Origin of the sequence: Campylobacter gracilis, from assembly GCF_018374135.1 — a bacterium.
Taxonomy (GTDB): domain Bacteria; phylum Campylobacterota; class Campylobacteria; order Campylobacterales; family Campylobacteraceae; genus Campylobacter_B; species Campylobacter_B gracilis_A.
This window is the reverse complement of record NZ_JAHAFS010000001.1, coordinates 94035-109286: the sequence shown is the minus strand read 5'-3', so window position 1 is coordinate 109286 and position 15252 is coordinate 94035. Positions and strand designations below refer to the sequence as shown.

General features: G+C 44.0%; 24 protein-coding genes and 1 tRNA gene. 9 read left to right on the top strand and 16 right to left on the bottom strand.

Annotated elements, in window-relative coordinates; genetic code table 11:
* Window positions 1-110 precede the first annotated feature (110 nt).
* The 3 genes from KH703_RS00635 to KH703_RS00625 are packed head-to-tail and all read left to right on the top strand — an operon-like array spanning window position 111 to window position 2185.
* Entirely contained in the window at window positions 111-1247 is a 1137-nt protein-coding gene (locus KH703_RS00635) for an MmgE/PrpD family protein (protein ID WP_304293237.1), read from the top strand.
* A gap of 6 nt (window positions 1248-1253) precedes the next feature.
* The gene (locus KH703_RS00630; protein WP_304293235.1) at window positions 1254-1544 is read left to right on the top strand and encodes a hypothetical protein; all 291 of its coding nucleotides are present in this window, start codon (window positions 1254-1256) and stop codon (window positions 1542-1544) included.
* On the top strand, window positions 1526-2185 hold the full coding sequence (locus KH703_RS00625; RefSeq protein ID WP_304293233.1) for a winged helix-turn-helix domain-containing protein: 660 nt from the start codon (window positions 1526-1528) through the stop codon (window positions 2183-2185). The genes KH703_RS00630 and KH703_RS00625 overlap by 19 nt, the downstream gene beginning before the upstream one ends.
* A gap of 249 nt (window positions 2186-2434) precedes the next feature.
* On the opposite strand, the gene KH703_RS00620 is transcribed toward KH703_RS00625, so the two are convergent.
* Window positions 2435-2983, bottom strand: coding sequence for a hypothetical protein (locus KH703_RS00620; protein ID WP_304293231.1), 549 nt, complete (start codon window positions 2981-2983; stop codon window positions 2435-2437).
* Between the two features lie 512 nt (window positions 2984-3495).
* Between KH703_RS00620 and KH703_RS00615 the strand changes: the two genes are divergently transcribed.
* Window positions 3496-3570 (top strand) — tRNA-Glu (locus KH703_RS00615).
* Window positions 3571-3726: 156 nt separating this feature from the next.
* Entirely contained in the window at window positions 3727-4902 is a 1176-nt protein-coding gene (locus KH703_RS00610) for an integrase arm-type DNA-binding domain-containing protein (protein ID WP_304293229.1), read from the top strand.
* Here the strand turns inward: KH703_RS00610 and KH703_RS00605 are convergent.
* The 15 genes from KH703_RS00605 to KH703_RS00535 form a co-directional block, all read right to left on the bottom strand.
* Complete coding sequence (locus KH703_RS00605; RefSeq protein ID WP_304293227.1) at window positions 4885-5175, bottom strand: hypothetical protein; 291 nt, start codon at window positions 5173-5175, stop codon at window positions 4885-4887. The two genes, KH703_RS00610 and KH703_RS00605, sit on opposite strands and share 18 nt — an antisense overlap.
* Window positions 5165-5335 (bottom strand): hypothetical protein, encoded by a 171-nt coding sequence (locus tag KH703_RS00600; protein ID WP_304293225.1) that lies wholly within the window; start codon window positions 5333-5335, stop codon window positions 5165-5167. Before KH703_RS00600 ends, KH703_RS00605 begins: the two co-directional genes overlap by 11 nt.
* Window positions 5332-5784, bottom strand: a complete 453-nt coding sequence (locus KH703_RS00595) for a hypothetical protein (protein ID WP_304293223.1) — start codon at window positions 5782-5784, stop codon at window positions 5332-5334. The genes KH703_RS00600 and KH703_RS00595 overlap by 4 nt, the downstream gene beginning before the upstream one ends.
* On the bottom strand, window positions 5771-6466 hold the full coding sequence (locus KH703_RS00590) for a BRO family protein (RefSeq protein WP_304293221.1): 696 nt from the start codon (window positions 6464-6466) through the stop codon (window positions 5771-5773). Before KH703_RS00590 ends, KH703_RS00595 begins: the two co-directional genes overlap by 14 nt.
* Before the next feature lie 3 nt (window positions 6467-6469).
* Window positions 6470-7201, bottom strand: a complete 732-nt coding sequence (locus KH703_RS00585) for a hypothetical protein (protein WP_304293219.1) — start codon at window positions 7199-7201, stop codon at window positions 6470-6472.
* 486 nt (window positions 7202-7687) lie between these two features.
* Entirely contained in the window at window positions 7688-7918 is a 231-nt protein-coding gene (locus tag KH703_RS00580; RefSeq protein WP_304293217.1) for a helix-turn-helix transcriptional regulator, read from the bottom strand.
* Window positions 7918-8874, bottom strand: coding sequence for a RelA/SpoT domain-containing protein (locus KH703_RS00575; RefSeq protein WP_304293216.1), 957 nt, complete (start codon window positions 8872-8874; stop codon window positions 7918-7920). Before KH703_RS00575 ends, KH703_RS00580 begins: the two co-directional genes overlap by 1 nt.
* A 45-nt stretch (window positions 8875-8919) precedes the next feature.
* The gene (locus tag KH703_RS00570) at window positions 8920-9726 is read right to left on the bottom strand and encodes a BRO family protein (protein ID WP_304293214.1); all 807 of its coding nucleotides are present in this window, start codon (window positions 9724-9726) and stop codon (window positions 8920-8922) included.
* A gap of 160 nt (window positions 9727-9886) precedes the next feature.
* Window positions 9887-10294: a type II toxin-antitoxin system PemK/MazF family toxin gene (locus KH703_RS00565; protein WP_304293212.1), complete on the bottom strand. Its 408-nt coding sequence runs from the start codon at window positions 10292-10294 to the stop codon at window positions 9887-9889.
* A 61-nt stretch (window positions 10295-10355) separates the two neighbouring features.
* Window positions 10356-10517 carry a hypothetical protein gene (locus KH703_RS00560; protein ID WP_304293210.1) on the bottom strand — a complete coding sequence of 54 codons (162 nt, stop codon included), beginning with the start codon at window positions 10515-10517 and terminating at the stop codon, window positions 10356-10358.
* Window positions 10518-10736: 219 nt separating this feature from the next.
* Window positions 10737-11183, bottom strand: coding sequence for a single-stranded DNA-binding protein (gene ssb / locus KH703_RS00555; RefSeq protein ID WP_304293208.1), 447 nt, complete (start codon window positions 11181-11183; stop codon window positions 10737-10739).
* Window positions 11176-12210, bottom strand: coding sequence for a RecT family recombinase (locus tag KH703_RS00550; RefSeq protein WP_304293206.1), 1035 nt, complete (start codon window positions 12208-12210; stop codon window positions 11176-11178). The genes ssb and KH703_RS00550 overlap by 8 nt, the downstream gene beginning before the upstream one ends.
* Before the next feature lie 9 nt (window positions 12211-12219).
* Window positions 12220-13041, bottom strand: a complete 822-nt coding sequence (locus tag KH703_RS00545) for a PD-(D/E)XK nuclease-like domain-containing protein (protein WP_304293204.1) — start codon at window positions 13039-13041, stop codon at window positions 12220-12222.
* Entirely contained in the window at window positions 13026-13160 is a 135-nt protein-coding gene (locus tag KH703_RS00540) for a hypothetical protein (RefSeq protein WP_304293203.1), read from the bottom strand. Before KH703_RS00540 ends, KH703_RS00545 begins: the two co-directional genes overlap by 16 nt.
* A gap of 58 nt (window positions 13161-13218) precedes the next feature.
* On the bottom strand, window positions 13219-13428 hold the full coding sequence (locus KH703_RS00535; protein ID WP_304293202.1) for a hypothetical protein: 210 nt from the start codon (window positions 13426-13428) through the stop codon (window positions 13219-13221).
* A 383-nt stretch (window positions 13429-13811) separates the two neighbouring features.
* Here KH703_RS00535 and KH703_RS00530 point away from each other — a divergent pair, with 383 nt between their 5' ends.
* Genes KH703_RS00530 through KH703_RS00515 form a run of 4 tightly spaced genes read left to right on the top strand, consistent with a single transcriptional unit; the run spans window position 13812 to window position 15214 of the window.
* Window positions 13812-13958 (top strand): hypothetical protein, encoded by a 147-nt coding sequence (locus tag KH703_RS00530; protein ID WP_005870007.1) that lies wholly within the window; start codon window positions 13812-13814, stop codon window positions 13956-13958.
* A 60-nt stretch (window positions 13959-14018) separates the two neighbouring features.
* On the top strand, window positions 14019-14471 hold the full coding sequence (locus KH703_RS00525; protein ID WP_304293198.1) for a hypothetical protein: 453 nt from the start codon (window positions 14019-14021) through the stop codon (window positions 14469-14471).
* Window positions 14472-14482: 11 nt separating this feature from the next.
* Window positions 14483-14701: a hypothetical protein gene (locus KH703_RS00520; protein ID WP_304293196.1), complete on the top strand. Its 219-nt coding sequence runs from the start codon at window positions 14483-14485 to the stop codon at window positions 14699-14701.
* 6 nt (window positions 14702-14707) lie between these two features.
* Complete coding sequence (locus KH703_RS00515; RefSeq protein ID WP_304293195.1) at window positions 14708-15214, top strand: hypothetical protein; 507 nt, start codon at window positions 14708-14710, stop codon at window positions 15212-15214.
* Window positions 15215-15252: the final 38 nt, after the last annotated feature.

Here is a 15252-nt window from a genome sequence, read left to right as displayed (position 1 = left end):
ACAAGAAACGAGCAGCACAATTTGGTGCGAAGCGTTTTTGGAGATAGTTAATGTGTGAATACGCGGCACGAAAAACAGCGCCGTAAATTTAAAAAAGGAGTTTAAATTTGATGCAAAAGAGTATCTTGGCGCGTGCGGCGGAGCTTGCTTGCGGGGTGAAATTTGAGGATTTGCCGCCAAAGCTCGTAGATTTAGCCAAAACTGCGCTCATAGACTACGCGGGCGTTTGCGTCGCGGGTAGTAGCGAGCCTAGCGCAAAGGCGGCGCTAAGATACTGCCTGCAAAACTCCGTCAAAAAAGAAGCAAGCGTGTTTGGCTCGGGCGAGACGGCGGACGCTAAATATGCCGCATTCGCCAACGCCGTGAGCGCTCACGCGCTGGACTTTGACGACGTTAGTTGGAGCACGATCGGACACCCGACATGCGTCATCGCGCCCGTTTGTTTTGCGCTGTGTGAAAAGCTAAATTTGAGTGGTAAAAAGCTTATTTTGGCCTACTGCGCAGGCGTAGAGGTCATGCACGAGCTAGCGCGCCTTGCGATGCCTAGCGTTTCGCAAAACGGCTGGCATACGACTAGCGTATTTGGGATTTTCGGTGCGGCGGTCGCGGGAGCGAAGCTTTTAGGCTTGGACGCAAAGTCGCTAACGCCCGCCCTGGCTCTGGCGGTCTCAAAAGCAAGCGGCGTGCGGGCGAATTTCGGCTCATCTGCCAAGCACTATCACGCGGGCATGGCGGTTTTGGGCGGGCTGGACGCGCTAGAGTTGGCGCTTTGCGGATTTAGCGTGAACGAATACGCCTTTGAAGCGAGCGAAAGTTTTTTACAAATTTACGGCGACGTGGCGACAAATTCACAAAATTTTAGTGGCTCAAATTTGACTAACGATGCCGAGTTACGCGCAAATTTAGACCGCAATAAATACCCAAACTACGGTTTAAATTTCGGCAAGCCCTGGAATTTGCTGCAAAACGGGCTCGTGTTTAAGCGATATCCAAGCTGTAGCGGCTCGCATCCGGCTATTGATCTAGCGCTTGATCTGCGGCGAGAGCATGGCATCCGCGCCGCCGAGATAAAATTCGTAAAAATAGGCTGTTCGCTCCTAGCGCCAAAAGAGCTGGTTTGCGACGTCCCCGCAAACGCTACGGAGGCGAAATTTTCGATGAAATTTGCCGTCGCCGCCGCACTTTATCGCGGCGCAGCGGGGCTAGCCGAGTTTTTGGCCGAGTCTGTAAACGACGCGACAATCTGAGATCTAATGTGCAAAATCAGCGTCAGCGTCGACGAGGAGTTTGCGGCACTCGGATTTATCGGTACCTCACCCGCAAAAATCGAGATAGAGTTGCTTAGCGGTGAAAAAATCGTCGGCAAAAATATGCTTGCCAAAGGAAATCCGCAAAAGCCGCTCGGCGAGGCGGAGTTTCGTGATAAATTTTACTCCTGCACGGCGAATTTAGCACAGCGCGAGCGGCTTTGCGAACTGCTTTCTCGCATAGACGAACTTTCAAATTTAAGCGAGGTAAGCGAAATTTGCAAACAAACTCGTTAAACTTCGAAATCTTTAAAAATCTGCCCTACCGCGTCTACGTACGCGACAAAAACGGCGTCATCGTTTACGCTAACGCGCTTGCAGGCGAGTTTTTACGCCTTGAAATGAATGAACTAGTCGGAAAACGTTACGACGAAATTTTTAAAGACGAGGAATTTATCGCGCATCTACAAAGCGTGGATAGCGAGCTTTTTGCGCTAAAAAGCAAGGCCGTAACCGCAGTAAAAAGCTTTAACCGCTACTACAAAAAGCAGTCGGTTTTCAAGGTCGTGGACTTTATATACGTCGCTGGCGACGGGCGCAAATTTATCGTTACGTTTTTGATTGAGATTTTAGACGGTTACTCGCTTGCGCGGGGACATTTTTTGCCCGGACTCGGGCTTTACGATCCAAAAAGCATGACAATAGGCACTAAAACCGGCAGAGTGCGGTTAACCGATCTTGAAAACTCGCTATTTTTCCTACTTTACGAAAATCGCGGCGCAGTCGTGACCTATGAGGAAATTTTTCTCTCACTTGATACCTACAACAAAATGAACCTCTCCTCACTGCGCGCGCTGGTGAAAAGGATCAAAGCTAAAATCGGCGACAAGGTCGTCAAAAACATCTCGAAAAAGGGGTATATGCTCGATTTTAGATGACGCTTTGCAAGCCGGAATTTATGCTAAATTCGACGGCGGTATGAAATTTCAAAATACGTGAATTTCATCTTTGCAAGCGATGCGGCGCGAAATTTTAGCTCTGGCAATAGTCCGTGCAGACTAAATTTAAGCCCTGTATGCCATGAGGAAAAATGCAGGCGCGAAATGCAGAGGTAAAACGCAGGCGAAATTCTATCTATCCGCTTAGCTCCATATATCTTTTGAGTCGGCGGAGCTTTTCATGCTAAGTCACGCAAGCAGTAGTACCGCGGGCGCCAACGGCTTTAAGATTAAATTCGCTAACGCCATATATTTTACGATGCTAGCCGTTATAAGGGCGGGAGCTAGCACTTGAAGCATGCCGTAGAGGATGTTTGCGCCGATGCTTGCGATTAGAATAGCGGCATATACGGCGAAAAGCCCGCATCCTGTGGCGGCGCGCAACTTAAAATTTATAACTATCCAAGCGACCGTAACCGCAAGCACCAAAAACGGCTTAAATGCTAGCAATTGATCGTAATAGGATTCGCTTAATACATAAACGGCTACGTAACCCAGCAGCACCAAAACCGCGATATTGTAGGTGTATTTGAAGATCGTAAAGACCTGCGAGCCCGTTATATTTTGGATGTTTGCAAGCGCGTAGTGAAGGAATGTGAAGGCAAGAAGCCACGCCAAGAGCCGAGCGATTTCCGAATACGCGACCTCGGCGCTTAGAAGATACGTCGCGCCCGCGATCAATAGGCAGAGCGCGCCGAGCGTGCCTTGCAGCTTCGCTCTTTGAAAAGCTTTATTCATTTTATCCCCTTAAATTTTAATATGCGGCTCACTGCTTGCACCGCGCAGATGAGCGGCGGGCGCTGCTCTGATTATCGCCGCGCGAGCTTTAAATTTAGCCGCTGCGAATGCTTTGATTTAGCTTGGCGCGGTTGCTGCAAATTTTAATTTGATATCATCGCTGCAAATTTTACTTTACCGCCGCCGCTCGCGCAATACGTTTTGAAATGGGATTTTACGCAAATTTTGTTTAAAATTGATTTAACTTTTTAAATTTAAAAGCGGTGGCATGGAATTTGTGTGTCGTCTAAAATTCAAACGCAGTGCAAAAGCGAATGGCGAAAATTTGTGTATAGTTTTTTAATTTATTCCATATTTTATTCCGTCGTGTTAGAGTTAAAATAAAGTCGTTGACGCCTGAACTAGCATTTTACAGGAGTTATGAAATTTTATTTTACGTTATTTTTGCCGAAAATATATAATTTAATCCAAAATTTATATACACTTCGCTATCATCTCATTTTTAATTTCGCGGCCCACTCGTCTAGTGGTTAGGACGCTGGCCTCTCACGCCGGTAACAGGAGTTCAAATCTCCTGTGGGTCACCATTACTCATTTTTATATCTATTTATATCAATTTAAAATCATTTACAAAGCTCCGCTGTTAAGGCATTTTAAAGCTATTTTCAATTTATATTAATTTATATCGATTTATAATAATTTACGCAAAAAATGTATAACTTTTTGTATAACAAAGGCATAAAATGGCTAAAATTTTAACCGCGACGCAAGTAAAGAAATTAAAATTTGAGGGTAGCGGCAAGCTCAAGGCGTATTCTATCGATAGCACGTGCGCGCTGTATCTAGTGTGTTTCGCAAACGGCAGCAGATACTATAAGCTACGCACGAAAAGAGGCTACGCGACGCTAGGAGGTTTCGATGATATAAGCCTTGCCGAAGCTAGAGAAAAAGCAATGAGTTTGCGTAAATCGGGCGCGAGCGACGCTTTGGAAAGACAGAAGCTAAAAGACGTTTTCTATGCTTGGTTGGATATTAAAATCCCGCCCGAGGATGGCGAGAAAATAAGGCAATCTCGCCGTAAGATGGTAAATCGCGTAAATAAACATCTGCTGCAACCTCTAGGTAATATGCCGATAGATGAGATCGGCACGAAAGAGGTGATCGCAGCGACCAAGGGAGTGAATTTCGCGAGCGCCAAAAAGATAATCCCAATCCTGCGAGACGTGCTTAAATTCGCCCGCGCCCAAAACGCGGCGGGCGATATATCGTTTATCTACGAGATTGTCGGCGATATGAGCGAAATTTACCCTAAAAAGAAAGTAGAGCACCGAAAGGCGGTGACGGATCCAAATCGCTTAAAAGAGATTATAAAGGCGGTCAGAGATGCCCTTATAGAGCCGACCATTAAAAATCTCTTTTTTTTCAATCTGATTATGGCGCAGCGCCCGCATCAAATCAGGGAGCTTTGTTGGGATAGAATAGATGGGGATTTTGTGTATTTTAGAGAGTCCGACAATAAAACGGGGGTAAATGCACGCTTGCCGCTTCCGAGGCAGGCAAAGCAAATTTTAGAGCGCCAAAAAGAGATAAGCGCGGAGGGGATAGTTTTCAAATCGAGCACCTATTCTAGGCTTAGCGGATGGGCTATTTCGGAGGGTACGCTGTTAAAAACACTAAAGCGATTGGGTATAGCCGATCTGCACGCACACGGCTTTCGCTCGATGTTTGCAACTTTTGCTATTCGGGCAACCGACGGCGAGCGAGCTATGTTTGAAAAGCGTATCATCGACGAAGTGCTGCTACACGCGCCTAGTAGCGAGGTAGATAAGGCTTATTTCAGGGACTTCAACTCGCGGGAGCATTTGCGGGTATTGCAGTGGTGGGCGGATTATTTAGAGGGGCTAACACCCCTCTTTTAGCTTTTTAATGTCCTCATTGAGCCAATCTAAGGGGTAGCGGGCCTCGCCGTTGAATATGATAAACCGCGGCATAAATTTCCACTTTCCTTTATTTTTAGGCATTCGCATTTTGGCAAGGATGTTGCTGTTTTCGGAGTAGCCCAGCATAACCGAAGCCTCTTTTTGCGTCAGCAGCCTTTGATTTTCAGCGGCAACCCCTGCTACGATGCCGCCGTTTTCAAAACGTCCAAGCGCGGCCGATACTTCTTTTGGTCTTTGATTTTCAGTAGTCATCGTTAATCCTTTTTAAAATTTCTTTTAGTTGCTTTACATTCAGCTTAAACAGCCTTTTATGGATTTTCTCCACGAGCGCACCTTTTTTATTATGTTTCTGCGCGAAACCATCGATTTTCTGCAGCATCTCGCGCTCTTTTTCTCGATCAGGGCTACTCATTTTTCATCCTTTGCTTTGCTCGCTTCTCTCATAGCCTCCCGTTCGCGAGCCAGAAACTCCGCGCGCGCTTCTGCGCTCATTGCCAAAAGCGCCTCTAGGTTCTCGCACATTTTCTCTACTATCTTCCCGCCGCGATGCCACCTGAAGCGCAGAAATCGCTGAAGCACATTTAGATGCGGTGAGCCCGTGCCCTTGTGCGCTATCCACGCTAGCTCATAATCGCTTGTGACTAACTCGATTGCCTCATAATAAAGCCGCTCTATTCGCTCTTTCAGCGCGGGCGTGATCGGATCTTTAAAGGCTAGATAATAGTGCTCCGTCTCTATCTGCAATACTCCGCCCACTTTACGGAAGCGATCCGTGCGTCCGATCTTTCGGTCTTTACTAGCCTGCACGTCTATCACGTAGAGCTTTTTACCCTCGCGCTTTGCGAATTCACTTGCATTCATCCACATTGAATATCTGCCTTAAAATTTCCGTGCTATAGGTGTTTACGCGTCCGTATCTAGGATCGATAACCGCGCCCATAAACGCCCCTTGTTCGTTGCTTAGTCGCGTTGCTTTTTTGCCGAGGCTCGGGATATGATAACCCTTTTGCGAAATGCCGTTTAAATTCATATATGCAATAAGCGTCATATAGTTATCGTTGTTTAAAAGACGATTGATATTGTGCCTAGCTTTTAACTGCTCTTTATGCAGGTCGCTTATATCGTTTTTTATGACTTTTATATCCTTTTCGTGCGCGGCTAGAATTTCGACCGAGCCTTGTAAAATTTCTATTTGCGAGAGCGGTTTTTGCGTATAGCTCCCCGTTTTTCTAATGCTAGGCAAAACCTCTTTATTTACCCACATCCTAAACGGCTTCGCGTTCGGTTTATTGCTCCGCATAAGCACGAAGTAAAGCTGCGGCTCGGTTATCATAGTAAATTCTTTAACGCCGTAACCGGTATCAAAGCTGTATGAATTTAATTCACCCAGCTCAAACTCCGATTTTATCGCATCTACAACTTTTGCTGGCGTTGTAAGTTCTAAAACCTTGCAAACGTCGGCTAAGCAAAAAAGCGGTTCGTTATTCTCATCAACCGCAACTCTAACCTCAAAATTTTCGTTTTTAAAAATTTCTAAATTCATTTTTTATCCTTTTAAAATTTGATTTCGTTCTATAAAAAAGCGGTCATTATCGTTTGCATACGCCATAACCGCGCCTATCTCGCTATAAACGCCGTCCATTTGATACTGGATTTTGTTTAATAGCCTTACTATCTCGCTATCTTTGATGTTTTGCTTTTGCTTTAGCTCTTGCGTGCGCTTGCGATAAAAATCCCGCTCGGTTTTGGCGTTATGTAGCATCGCTCTTAGGTTTTCCTCTTTTTGCTCGTAGCGTTCTATAACCTCCACGTCGTAAATTACCCCGCGCTTGGCCAATTCGGATTTTAGCTTTACGATAAGGGCGTTGTGCTGAGAAATTTGGGATTTATAGCCGTTGATTACGTTTTGATTATGTCTGCCCTGCGAGATTTGCACTGCTCTAAGATTTGAGATTTCATCAACTAGACGGAGATTATGCTCGCGAGCTTCTTTAAATTTAGCTTCGTTTTGCTCTTTGCAAAGCCTTAGAAATTTAGCCACTTTTTTACGATAATCTTTCGCCCTTTCGCTTTTAATAAAAAAGCCGAGCATATAAACGCCCTCTAGGGTCCAGCGAATGACTTTTGTTTTAAAACGAGGATTTATTTCGTAAAAATAGTGGATATTTTCGATAAGTTCATCAGAATGTCGCTCGTAATGATCTCGTATCGTATCTTTTGAAACACCGTAATTTTCGGCAACTTGTGAAGTGGTTTGAATTTGATTGATTTGTAGCATTTAACGCCCCTTGGAAAAATTTTACTTCCAAATAGGGCGTCAAATTTTAATGTTGAGCTCTACCTTTGCTTTGCTTATATGCTTTGTAGCACACATAAGCGAAAAGGATAGCCGCAATGGCTAAAATAAGATTTTGACCTGCCATCATTTGCTCCTCTTTTCGATGTAAATACACATCGCCATAATCCCGACGCTTAATATCGTGATTAAAAACGATTGTATAGTAAAAACGCCATTTAATAAGGCGAAACTGCCGTTTACAAACAAACCTAAGCCTACATTTTTGATTAGCTCGTTCATAGTTACATTTTAGCACAACATATAAAACTTGACAACCCTATTTAAAAGAACGAAACCTTAATATTCTTAAGATTTATAGGGTCATTATATTATAATAATTTAGATTTGTCAAGAGGTTTTATAAGTATAACTAAGAAAAAAGCCAAAAAGTCTAAGTTTTACTAAGGAGGGAGTTTTTCTCCTTTCTTATGATACGGCGTCTTTTAAGGCATTTTTTAAATTTTCATATTTTGACAACTCCTTTTTAAGGCTTTCAACTTCTAATACTAAATTTACGGCAGCTTCTGTCATTTTGCTTATTTTATTATTGGAAACTGCGACATTTAAGCTATCCGCACTCATCCCTATCCTCTCCGCCAGCTCTCTTTGCGTTATGCCAAGTTCTTTACATACGCGCTTAACGATATTTTCGCTCATTACTTTATCCTCTCTCTTACCTCTTTTATGAAATGCTTAGCGTCTAAAAAGTAATTCGGGTAAGCTTTTTTAAGCTTTTTGACGCTATCAACGCTTACCAAAACGCTTTGCGTGGTATCGTTGGTTTCCATACTTTGATACATCTTTTTGGCTAGCTCGAATTCATTTTTATCAAAGACGGTTAGCTTTAAAATGCCCGCCTTAGTATCTAGCACCATAAGATAAAGGCTTTCCGTGCTGCCGTCTTTCTCGAGCTTATCGGCTACGACGCTAAGTCCGCTAAGCAGGGTTAAAATTTGATGCTTTTCGTTAAGCTCCTTAACTTCGTCTTTGTGATCGCCGCTTCCTGCAAAGAGCTCGGCGCAAAGCCAAAAGAAACGTTTAAAATGCTCGTCGCCGTAGCCTGCTTTGATATTGGTAGAGCTTCTAAGGGCTAAAATTTCAACTGCCGTCGCCCAATAATGCTGAAGCAAATCCCTAAGCTGAAGCTCTATATGATAGCCTTTAACCTCGTCAATTTTGCCATTATATTTAAAAACGATATGATAGCTTCTATATCCATCGGCTTTGGGGTTTGTTATATAGTCGTTTTCCTTAACTATCTCAAGCACGCTTCTTTTGCTGCAATAGACGTCTTGAATATTTTTTACGAATTGCCTTACTTCGTTGTTGTTCTTAAAAACGGCTCTTACTCCGCCGATGTCTTGCATGCGGTCTAAACTCATTCCCTCGAAGCGTTGCAGTTTAGCCTGTATAGAACTTAGGCGCTTTAACCTCCTAGCGATAAAAAGAGGTTTGGGTAACTTTTTAGATATGGTTTTAACGAGCATTTTCATAAGCTGGATATGGCTTGATCTAAATGTCGATATGGCGTCTAAATCCTCTCTCGTAGCCTTTTGTAACTTTAGATTATCGCCTGCTTTCCTGATAGCATTATTTGATAGTCTTTTGCCCATAATTATCCTTGCACGCTCGTTTTATGATATTTTTTTCCTCTGCCATTACTGCTCCTTTTTCTTATCTATCTTTTTGAATTTTCTATCTACTTTTTTAAGCTCGTTTTGCACCTCTTTTATGTGCTCGGTTCTAGCTAGCATTTCGGGGCGCACGCCGTCGTTTCTCATCATTATGCCTCTTACTTCGCGCCCTACCTCATAAGCCGTGTTTTCTAGGTTTTTTTGTCCGCAAATTCGGTTATTTTCGATCTTAGCTTTAGTTTCTTGAAGCCTGAAAAGATTTGCGGCTAATTCGCGAGCTCCCATAAAGTCGAATACCTTATCCTTTGCCGTAAGCCCCTTGATACGCAAAAGGTCTTTTAGATGCATATTATACATACCCATATAACCCGCATCCATAAAATAAGCGTAGCATTCAACTCCGTGAGAGCTAGCCACGCCCGTTAAGGCTTTGTTTGCGTCTTTGGTCTTTTCTCTTACATCTAGGCGCTCTAACTGCTCGGCTTCGATATGTCTATGCAGGGCTTCTGCGATAGTGGCGAAATATGCCTGAGCTTGCGCCACTCTTGGTTTTTTAATATCGGCATTCATAGACACCAAAAAGCAAGCGAAGCGGGATAGCTTATAATCGCTGCCTACGGGGCTGAAATGATCTAATATGTTGTAACCTATGCTAGAGCATACGGCGATAGCCTTATTCACTGCTTTATTTAGAGATTTTACGCCGTCGTATCCTAGCATTTGCGCTAATTCGCTAGCTAACCAATACGTAGTGCCATTTTTGTGCGAGGATAGCTCGAAAGCGTCGTTTTCCCGGTTGGATACGTCAAAAAGAGTTAGTTGCGTTTCCATTTATTGCTCCCTTTAATTAATTTTAATCAAACTGCGCTATAATTACGCTACTTCTTAAAAGAGTAGTTAAGCTTTAAAGCTAAGGTTTAGCTACTCTTTCAAGGAGATTTGCCCCCTTGCTTCTTGCAAGGCTCGGGTCCCCGGTCTTAGTGCCGGGATATTATCTTATAATCTTATCCTTTACCTTGCTTTTTATCTTTTCAAAATCGGCCTTTAATACTGAAATATTCGCATTGCTTATCACTCTTTTAGTATCAAATAGCCTAATTTGGGCTAGTAAAGCGATTTGCTTCACGCCTTGTTTGTCGGTAAATTTATGATATAAGCACCCTGATTTTTGCGCCGTTTTCGAGCTAAGAGGCACGCCAACAAAAGCGTTTATATAGTTTTGTATGCAAATTTTGTTTAAAACTAGCACAGGGCGTTTAAATTTAGCTCCTTTGCCATAAGTTTCACTACCTAAATTTTGCCCTACGCTTAGCCAATAAACTTTGCCGTTAGCGACGTTCGTCCCTGCTTGCTCCTCTAGCTGTTTTTTAATTTCATTCCACTCATCGAATCTATTCACGCACTAGCCTTTTAAAATTTTAGGCTCAATTATACAAAATTCTACTTTGATTTTAGATAACTCATTGGGGTTTTTCTTTCTCCGCCTCAGCGAAATATTCCGCGTCGTCTATCTCTCTGTCATATGCCGCATCAGCTCCGTAATCCTCCCACCATTGCGCCTCTGCTGCGGCACGCCACTCATCGAAGTCGCCGTGTTCGTTTAGCCATTCTACCTCGTTCATAGCTCATCCTTTAAAAATAGCTTGCAAGCCGCATTATTGGCTTTAATTTTTAGCAATTTGTTGTCTGTTCTGTTTGAGCGAATTTTCGAACAATACCAAACAACTTTTGTATTACACTCCCACCGCTCTGAAAATTTGCACTCTTTACATTTGTAGAGAGCGGGGGCAACTACACCGATACCCTCAAGCTCTAAAGACGGTTGGTTCATTTATATCTCCTTAAAACGGGATCGTGTCGTTGCCGTCATCGTATTTATCGGCAGCGGGCTTCCCCGCCCTGCTTTGCGCTCCGCCGCTTTGAGCGTAGTTTTGCGTACCGCTACTTTGGTTATTCTGGCCGCCCTGATTGCCGCCTAGCATCTCTAGGCTCTCTACCTCTACTACGTGCCTGCTGCGGTTCTGCCCGCTTTGATCTTGCCACTGCTCCAGCTTGAGCCGCCCCTCAACGGCGAGCTTTGAGCCTTTACGCAAATATTGGTTCGCGACCTCCGCCGTGCGACCGAAAAACTTCAGGTCGATAAAGCAGGTTTCCTCTCCCGTTTGTCCTTGCGCGTTCTTAAATTTTCTCGTTACGGCTATACCTGTATTTCCGACGCAATATCCGCTCTGCGTGTATTGCAGCTTGATATCACGTGTTAAATTTCCTATTAAAACAACTTTATTCACTTCTTAACTCCTCCGCCAATGCATCAATCGAATTTGGATCGGACAGATACGCTCTAGCCTCATCGGGGCTCATCCTCTCCATCCGCTTTTCCGCTTCGATTTCGTCTATGCCTCTTGCCACTAGCTCGTTTTGCAGGGCGTCAAGCGGTAGCACCTCCTCGCCTACGTCAATCTCTAGCGGCGCGGCTTCGATGATATCCTCTGTCGGGTTTGGAAGTTCGGCGGCGGGTTTTTCCGTTGCTTTTGCCAAAAACTCGTTTAAATTTTGCGTTGCGGGAGTTTCGATTTTAGGTTGTTCTTTGTAGGCCTCGTTTTCGGCATTTACCGCGCTCATCAGCATAAAATCATCGGTCGGCAGCTTTGAGGCGATGTATTTAATAGCTTTTGCCTTAAACATCTCCTCGCTCCAATTCGTCCACGCTGAAAATTTGCCCTTTTTTACCGCTTGATTGGTGTTTTTTAGCTGATTTAGTTTTTTTGCGCTGATGAAATCTTTGGTTACGCCGTTTTTATCTCTAGCCCATACCATAGCGCCTAATAAATTTTCATTTATCCACGTGGTGTCGGTTTCGTTGCGGTCTTTTAGATTGGCTTCAAATATAAATTTCTTGCCGTTTTCATCGACCGTGTATTCAAATTTATCGCACTCATACACCAGCTCGGCGTCTATGTCATATCCTGCGCGCTTTGCTAAAATTCGCCAGCCGATATAACCTATTTGCAGTTGAGCTTTTTTGACGCCTTGCTCCATAAACGGCACGATGTAGGCCTGCTTCTGCTCTTTTACTATCGATAGCCCGACTTGAGCGATTTTAAGAGCAACGCTAAAGACGGATACGGGATCGCACTCTAAAATATTCTTATCCATTCCAAGCAGAGTTAAATCGGTTACGAATTTGTCTGCCTTAACCTTACTGCCGCCGCTGAGGGCTATGATCTCACTCATCTTTTGCTCGGCAAATTTTGCCATTAAGCTATTAAAATTCTTTGCCGGGCTTTGAGGTTTAGTTTGTTGTAGTTGGTTCATCTTTTATCCTTACGCTATACTTTCATAAAATTTCCACGCAGGCAGACTTAACGTCTGCACCGCCTCTATCTCTTTACTCTCGGGCTCGAATTTTGCATATCCCCACCACTCGTTACGCTCCATGCATAGTTTATAGCGCTCAAGCAGGGCTAGATATGTCTTGCGCCCCTGCTCTATCGCCGCCTCATCCAGCGTATAAAAGCCAGTCATATAGGGCTTTTTGGTTTCGACCGCGATAAAAAGGAAGTTTTCTACCCGCTTGCCGCATAGACGCAAGATGTCGGTATAAAACGCCGCTTGGATGTGGTAGTTAAAATTTGCTACCGATTTTGCAAATCCGTCCGCGCTAGCGTCGGAGGTCGTTTTCAAATCTACGCAAAGGCTTAGCGCTTCGTTTAGAAAATCAGGGCGACACCTCACGGGCACGCCCGAAATCTCCGCGAAATAACTCTGCTCGGCTAGCCCGTCTTTTAAAAAAAGCGCCGTCTCTCTCATAGAATTTACCGCGTTTGCGATAGCCGTGGCTTTCTCATAGGCTTCGGCGTCTAGCACGGTCTTGCCCTCCGCCCCCTTTAAAAACTCCGCATAGAGTTCTTTGCCCTCTTTGGTGCGCTTATCGGCTTTGGGTTCGGCGGCGAATTCTTTAAAAAAATCCGCAGGCTCCAGCACCAGCTTATGCACGGCGGAGCCTAGGGTTAGAGCCTTGCTATCAGGCTTTTCGAACTCGTCTTTAAATTTAAAATGATAAGGGCTCTTTGCTAAGAGATCCAAATCGCTTTTAGAGATTTCGGCTCGCGCGTGGTAGTCTTTGATACTCATTGTTTCGCGCATTGCATCTCCTTTTTACGAGCATTCACAAATTTAGCGAAGCTGCTAAATTTCGTGTGTTTATCGATACCTATCCAGGTCCGGTAGGCTCTAAATGCCTTTCTAAAATCTTTTAAATCCATTTTTTATCCTTTCAATATCCCAAACCTAAGATTTGAGATCGTAAATTTCGTATGCTTTCTAAATAGCCTTTTCAGAAGCCGTAGCATCGCGCTCCTCCTTTTTTCGCTCCGCTATTCTTGTTAGTAGCGCGAGGTCTATTAGTAGATCGCCTACGCTCATTCTGCTCATTTGTGAAACTTCACATAGATGTTTCGCTACGGAGTGCAGATAATTCGAAATGCTATCTGCAATCTCTGCCGCAGCAGTTTCAAACTCTTGATTTTTCATCGTTTTCTCCTTAAAAAATATCCATAAAAGAGCCTCCGATTAAGGATTTTCAGCGTTTTCAATTTCATTTAGGATTTAACCGCCTAAGGAGCAAGGCGAGTGGAGGCTCATTTATGGATATTGGATTTTGACAAGGATTTTTCTACCCCCGAACTTGTCGCTATCGGGGCCGGCACCAGGTATGAAACTATCGTATCCATACTCACGCTCCCGTAGCTTTAGCTCAACGCGGGCTAGGTGTGGGGCACCTTGGTTTTGATGGGGGAATATTATCAAAAGTAATATTAAACAATGCTTAAATTTTATTATTATTGATAATATTTTTAGTAGTATAATTCGGCAATCGAGAAAAGTCTTGATTATCTTAATGAAAGGAGGTTGAGATGGCGACAAATAAGAAGCAAACGTCCAAAAAGGTTGCGTCAGAGGCATCCGAAATTTTAAAGGACGATAGGTATAGCGAGAAAAGTAAATCCGTCGCAGGAAGCGCACTTTCTCAAACAAAGCCTACGCCTAAAAAGAAGAAATAGGTTTTTTGCCCTCCTAAATAGAGGGCAAATTATTTAAATTCATGAGAAAGCCGATAAGCGATGAAAAAAGTTTTATTGTTGATTTTGGTATTGTCCTCATCTCTATCTGCGTTTTGTGAAAAAATTTACGCTACAGATGAGATGACCGATAAAGTAACCCTTTATTTTGTATGTAGGGGAAAGGATGCGTCCTTATATCTTGGAAGCAAGAACGGAAAGGTAAATTATGGGGACATGCTCGGGATTGTGCTAAAGGAATCAGAGCAGTTTTGGATGGAGGATAGCAATGGTGGCGTTCCAACCCAGAAGCTAGAAATGAGAGTTGACAAAAACACTATGTTTACCAATAAGGCTATACTGGCGGCATCTTTTCAAGTAGCGACAATTCGTCTTTCCGAATCGCAACAAAAACAACTTCGAGACGGGGATATTCTTGCCGTTAGATATTTTCTTTATCCTCTAGAAAGGCGGCTAACCCGCTTTGATTTAGCAGATCTGAAACAATTTCAATAAAGGATCATAAAATGAAAAAACTACTCGCTTTAATTCTAGCGGCTTTTTTGCTCGCGCCGTCGGTATCTTTAGGCGCGCAGAGAGTGGGTGGATACGTCACCAAAAAGGGCAAATACGTAAAGCCTCACTACCGCTCAAATAAAAACCGCACGCAGCGCGACAACTGGTCGAGCAAGGGCAGAAGCAATCCATACACCGGCAAAAAAGGTACGAAAAGGCCGAAATGGTAAAAATTTATGAGAAATTTGATGCTAATTTGTGCGGCCGCGCTATTTTCGGGCTGCGCCTTTAATCCTGCCGAGCGTGACGTTGCTTTTATGAGCGGCGAAGCCTATTATGTTCCGGTCGAATCGGTAGGCTATCCAGTCACCCGCGATATGGAAAAATATCTAAAAAATATCGGAATTTATTTCTGCACCGAGGGCGACGCCTTTTGGGTATCGAAGTATGATTTTGACAGATTAAAGCAGGCGGGAAGCGATTACCTGCTTAAGGATTATTTCGCAAGGTATCTGGCGGGCTGTGCCAAGCCTCTAACGCCGCAAGAGGTGCTCGCTCTTGCCGGCTCAAGCCAAGGAGGCTATGATTGGCAAGATGCGGGGATGGCTTGGCAAAACGCTTTTTATAACAATGCGGCCACTATGCAAGATGCCGCGAATGCACTGGAAATAGAAAACCAAAAGATGCGCGAGCGACTATGGCAACAGCAACAAGGCAGATTTTACCAAATACCGGGGCTTTAAATTATTTTATCCCGCTATCGCTAAATGTTAGCCCCTTT

Bases quoted from the DNA above. Each gene is read 5' to 3' on its own strand.
- KH703_RS00610 (WP_304293229.1), top strand. From the start codon at position 3,727: ATGGCTAAAATTTTAACCGCGACGCAAGTAAAGAAATTAAAATTTGAG.
- KH703_RS00580 (WP_304293217.1), bottom strand. From the start codon at position 7,918: ATGAGCGAAAATATCGTTAAGCGCGTATGTAAAGAACTTGGCATAACG.
- KH703_RS00550 (WP_304293206.1), bottom strand. From the start codon at position 12,210: ATGAACCAACTACAACAAACTAAACCTCAAAGCCCGGCAAAGAATTTT.
- KH703_RS00530 (WP_005870007.1), top strand. From the start codon at position 13,812: ATGGCGACAAATAAGAAGCAAACGTCCAAAAAGGTTGCGTCAGAGGCA.
- KH703_RS00635 (WP_304293237.1), top strand. From the start codon at position 111: ATGCAAAAGAGTATCTTGGCGCGTGCGGCGGAGCTTGCTTGCGGGGTG.
- KH703_RS00605 (WP_304293227.1), bottom strand. From the start codon at position 5,175: ATGACTACTGAAAATCAAAGACCAAAAGAAGTATCGGCCGCGCTTGGA.
- KH703_RS00540 (WP_304293203.1), bottom strand. From the start codon at position 13,160: ATGGATTTAAAAGATTTTAGAAAGGCATTTAGAGCCTACCGGACCTGG.
- KH703_RS00535 (WP_304293202.1), bottom strand. From the start codon at position 13,428: ATGAAAAATCAAGAGTTTGAAACTGCTGCGGCAGAGATTGCAGATAGC.
- KH703_RS00520 (WP_304293196.1), top strand. From the start codon at position 14,483: ATGAAAAAACTACTCGCTTTAATTCTAGCGGCTTTTTTGCTCGCGCCG.
- KH703_RS00525 (WP_304293198.1), top strand. From the start codon at position 14,019: ATGAAAAAAGTTTTATTGTTGATTTTGGTATTGTCCTCATCTCTATCT.
- KH703_RS00590 (WP_304293221.1), bottom strand. From the start codon at position 6,466: ATGAATTTAGAAATTTTTAAAAACGAAAATTTTGAGGTTAGAGTTGCG.
- KH703_RS00600 (WP_304293225.1), bottom strand. From the start codon at position 5,335: ATGAGTAGCCCTGATCGAGAAAAAGAGCGCGAGATGCTGCAGAAAATC.
- KH703_RS00595 (WP_304293223.1), bottom strand. From the start codon at position 5,784: ATGAATGCAAGTGAATTCGCAAAGCGCGAGGGTAAAAAGCTCTACGTG.
- KH703_RS00575 (WP_304293216.1), bottom strand. From the start codon at position 8,874: ATGGGCAAAAGACTATCAAATAATGCTATCAGGAAAGCAGGCGATAAT.
- KH703_RS00560 (WP_304293210.1), bottom strand. From the start codon at position 10,517: ATGAACGAGGTAGAATGGCTAAACGAACACGGCGACTTCGATGAGTGG.
- KH703_RS00515 (WP_304293195.1), top strand. From the start codon at position 14,708: ATGAGAAATTTGATGCTAATTTGTGCGGCCGCGCTATTTTCGGGCTGC.
- KH703_RS00620 (WP_304293231.1), bottom strand. From the start codon at position 2,983: ATGAATAAAGCTTTTCAAAGAGCGAAGCTGCAAGGCACGCTCGGCGCG.
- KH703_RS00545 (WP_304293204.1), bottom strand. From the start codon at position 13,041: ATGCGCGAAACAATGAGTATCAAAGACTACCACGCGCGAGCCGAAATC.
- KH703_RS00630 (WP_304293235.1), top strand. From the start codon at position 1,254: ATGTGCAAAATCAGCGTCAGCGTCGACGAGGAGTTTGCGGCACTCGGA.
- KH703_RS00570 (WP_304293214.1), bottom strand. From the start codon at position 9,726: ATGGAAACGCAACTAACTCTTTTTGACGTATCCAACCGGGAAAACGAC.
- KH703_RS00585 (WP_304293219.1), bottom strand. From the start codon at position 7,201: ATGCTACAAATCAATCAAATTCAAACCACTTCACAAGTTGCCGAAAAT.